Raw genomic sequence first — 3,868 nt, forward strand, 5'->3', positions numbered from 1 at the left:
TGACCCCCTTGGAGGCCGTCGCTCCGTCGCCTATCCGGTAGCTCTGTTTCTTCGCGTGTTCCTGCATGAAGAAAACCTGAATGAGGTTGTGGCACTCCTCTGTGGCGGTCAGTTCGAGAACCGCCTCGCGCTCGAGTGCGAGCGATTCCGCGGTTGAACGAGAGACCCCTTTGGTGACGACCTCCAGCGCTTTGAACAGGGCGGGATAATGGCCGCGTGTCTTTTTCAGCAGCTGCGCCTCGACCCGCAGCGACGCGGCAAACGCGAACGGGCGATTGTTTGTCACCAAAAGATTGAGACGGTTTGGGCGGCGAGTGAACTCGCGCCCTTCGGACAGTATTTTCCGGCAGGCGAACTCAACCAGCCGCTCGCGCACCACGAGGTCATCCACCATGCCGTATTTGAACGCCTGCTTTGCAGCGAGGGTCTTCCCGCCGAGAATCACGTCGAGGGCGCGCGGCAAGCCGATCAGTCGTGGCAGGCGCGTGCTCCCGCCCCAGGCAGGCAGGATGCCCAGTTGCGTTTCAGGAAGGCCTATCTTCGTCACCCGGTCGGGCGAAGCAACGCGGCTGTCGCAAGCGAGGCACACTTCAAAACCCCCACCGACACACGCGCCATGGATCGCAGCAATGGTTGGAACCGACAGCGCTGCCAGCCGGTTGAAAACCGATTGTCCCAACCCAATCAGATCGGCCAGGTCATCCGAAGATGCGTTCGCCAAGGCATGGAGATCGGCGCCCGCAATAAAAATGGAGTCCTTCGCGCTGGCAAGCACAAGCCCATTAATTGCGGGCGTGTTGATGATAAAATCGAGCTGGCGCCCCAGCTCTTCAAGGGTTGCGCGATCAAAAACATTGGCCGACGAATCCGGCCGGTCGAACAGGAGGACGCAAATCCTGTCGTCGGTGATGCGCCGATGCACGAACTTGAAATCCGATTCCTGCGCGGGGGGTGAACAAGCCGACCCACAGACGGACGGAACGATGCTGTCCATTGAGCTTCCGGTCGCTGGCAATGCTCCGGTTCTCATGGGGCCTCCAACCAGATTGCCGCGCCCTGCCCGCCGCCAACGCAGAGCGACACAAGCGCGCGCTTCGCCTTTCGCCGCTTCAATTCCTTCAGGCTCGTCAAAATCAGACGCGCACCCGTCGCGCCCACCGGATGACCGAGTGCGATGGCGCCGCCGTTCACATTGAGCTTTTCAGCGGGGACCGCCCCCATCGAGGTCTCGCGGTGCAGCATCTTGCGCGCAAACTTCTCCGAGTCCATCGCCAGGAGAACGGCAAGCACTTGCGCGGCGAAGGCTTCGTTGATTTCGATGAGGTCCGCGTCGGCGATGGCCAGACCCGTGCTCAGTTCCGCTTTCGCGATGGCGAACACCGGACCGAGGCCCATTCGTGACGGATCGCAGCCGGCGTAACTGTAACCCGCGAGAGACCCGAGCGGGGCGAAATCCATTTTGGCGGCCATCGATTCAGACATCACAAGTAATGCCACAGCGCCATCCGTGATTTGTGACGAGTTGCCTGCCGTTACAGTACCGGTCTTACGGTCGAAAACAGGCTTGAGCCTGGCCAGCGCTTCCAGAGTTTGGTTGGGTCGCGGCCCATTATCGTGGCCGACGACGCCCGTCTCCGCATAGACCGGGCAGATTTCTTCCGCCAATTTGTCGCGCGCAGCGAGGGCGCGCCGATGAGACTCCAGTGCGAATTCATCCTGTTGCTGGCGCGAGACGCCAAATTCACGAGCCAGAACTTCGGCCGTTTCGCCCATGTTCAAACCACAGACCGGGTCGGTGAGGCCGAGTTGCAATCCGATTCGAGGCTGAAAATCCGACGGCCGGAACGATGCGAGCAGACGCAACCTCTGTCCGAAGGATTTCGCCTTCGACAACGCCGCGAACTTCACGGCGGCAGATTGTTTGAACAACAGCGGAATCTGTGACATGCTTTCCGCGCCCCCTACGACGAATATCGAGCCACGCTGCGCGGCAAATCGTTCATAAGCCTGCGTCAGCGCTTCACATCCGGAGGCGCAGTTGCGGTGAACGGTGACCGCCGGAACACTCTGGGGGATGCCGGCGCGCAGAGCGATGACCCGGGCGACGTTGACCGCATCCACTGGCTGACACACGCAGCCAAAGATTACCTCGTCAATCCGGTTCGGGTCCAGGCCGGTGCGGGTCAAAAGGGCGTTGACCGCGATCCGGCCCAGTTCATCGGCGCCGAGCCCGGCAAGGTCTGTGCCGATTTTGGCGAATGGAGTCCGGACTCCATCCACAATGACGAGTCTCTCTGTCTTCATTTGGCCATCTCCACCGTTTTCGTGGACTGAGCGGCCAGTTCGGGTGACGCATCACCCGTTCGTCCGAACAAGCGATGCTCCTGTCCCTGACGATTATCAACGATTTTCTGCTCCTTGATTTGAACTCCAACTCCCTGAAGTTCGCGCATTTCTTCGGCGTCGTGAAAAACAACACGGTTCGGGTGAATTTCTGTCTTCGCGACCAGGCGGTTGTTTAGATCCCGAATAAGTTTGTCTTCCCGGATACCATCGGTTTTGTGGACATGCAGAATCAACTCATCCACCTCGAGCGGGTCGTCGTTGCGCTTGCGCAGTTCAAGCTGCCAGGCACCGACGTGTTCCGCGTCGTCCAGAGCGTGCTCGAGCTGGTTGAAGTCAACGAGTGTTCCCTTGATTTTGTCCAACCGCATTTCTTTCACCTCGGAACTTCGGGTTATGTTGCCGATCAGGCGCGGCACTGTCCGTCCACAATGCGGGCAAGCTTCGTACACCTGACCACCGTCGATGAAATCGCCTGTGCGATAGCGCAGCACCACCGTGCCCCGGGCGTCGAGCGGCGTAAAAACAAGTTCCCCGGGGCTACCGGCCGGGAGAATCTCGCCGGTCTTTGGATTGATGACTTCAAAGATGCCAAGGTCGGGGTAGAGGTGATAACCTCCGGGCGTTTCATCCAGTGCGCACGAGCATTCTCCCCAGGCCATCTTGGCTTCCGTGAAACCGTAGGTGGCGACAATGTCCGTGCTTTTGGCGCCGAGTTCACGCGCCAGACACGCCAGTTTGCGTCTCATGCCCGCCGGAACCTTTTCTCCGCCCAGGACAATGCGGCACAGATTATCACAGCGAATCCGCTGCTCCGCGGCCTGGTGCAGCACATGGTAAATGAACGTCGGCATTCCAACGAGCACGTCCGGTCGTATTTTTTGAATCAGTCGAAGATTGCCGTCGGTGCCCATCACCTTCCCGCCACCCGTGCTGGCTGTGAACACGCCAAATGCCGCGCCTCCATAATGCGTCTGCCAGAACGCAAGATGCGGGGCGTATGGGAAAAGATTCATCAGACGCATGTCACGCCGGGCACCACAAACCTCAAAGAGCCGTTTGCCAGCCAAGGCGAGGTTGTTGATGTCGTGTTGGGTGAACAAAAAGGGAATGGGGTTTGCCGATCGCCCTGTAGTGCTGGTCATGAATATCGGACGAAACTCCCTTTCAAAGAGTTTACTAACCTCGGCCCTGCCATGAAACAGTGCGCGAACCACTGTCGAGGGTCGCCGCGCCAGGGTTTTTTGATCCGGGATCAAAAGAAAATCTTTGAGTCGCTCCGAACTGCCAGGACTATCGAGCAGATCGGTTTTCGAAGTGAATGGCAGGCGCTGCAAATCTTCCAGCGAACGAAACGAATCATCCGTCAAACCCGATGCATTGAACATTTCGCGGTAGCGCACCGAAAAGGGAAGCACGCAGCAACGCAGGTAGCGGCGAAGCTTTTCCGCCTGCAGCCGCCGAAGGGCCTTCTCAGGCAGGTCCTGCCATCTGGTTGTGAGTAGATTCGTGTTCATGCGCCCAT

The 3,868-nt window shown here is 58.9% G+C and carries 3 protein-coding genes; all 3 read right to left on the reverse strand.

Going from position 1 to position 3,868, the window contains the following annotated elements; translation table 11 throughout:
* On the reverse strand, positions 1 to 994 hold a 994-nt coding region (locus tag VN887_00780), incomplete at its 3' end, for an enoyl-CoA hydratase-related protein (protein ID HXT38534.1).
* A 32-nt stretch (positions 995 to 1,026) separates the two neighbouring features.
* On the reverse strand, positions 1,027 to 2,304 hold the full coding sequence (locus tag VN887_00785) for a thiolase family protein (protein HXT38535.1): 1,278 nt from the start codon (positions 2,302 to 2,304) through the stop codon (positions 1,027 to 1,029).
* A partial coding sequence (locus VN887_00790; protein HXT38536.1) for an AMP-binding protein occupies positions 2,301 to 3,868 on the reverse strand: 1,568 nt, incomplete at its 5' end. The genes VN887_00785 and VN887_00790, both read right to left, overlap by 4 nt.

The sequence above is a fragment of the Candidatus Angelobacter sp. genome, from assembly GCA_035607015.1.
In the GTDB taxonomy this organism is placed as follows: domain Bacteria; phylum Verrucomicrobiota; class Verrucomicrobiia; order Limisphaerales; family AV2; genus AV2.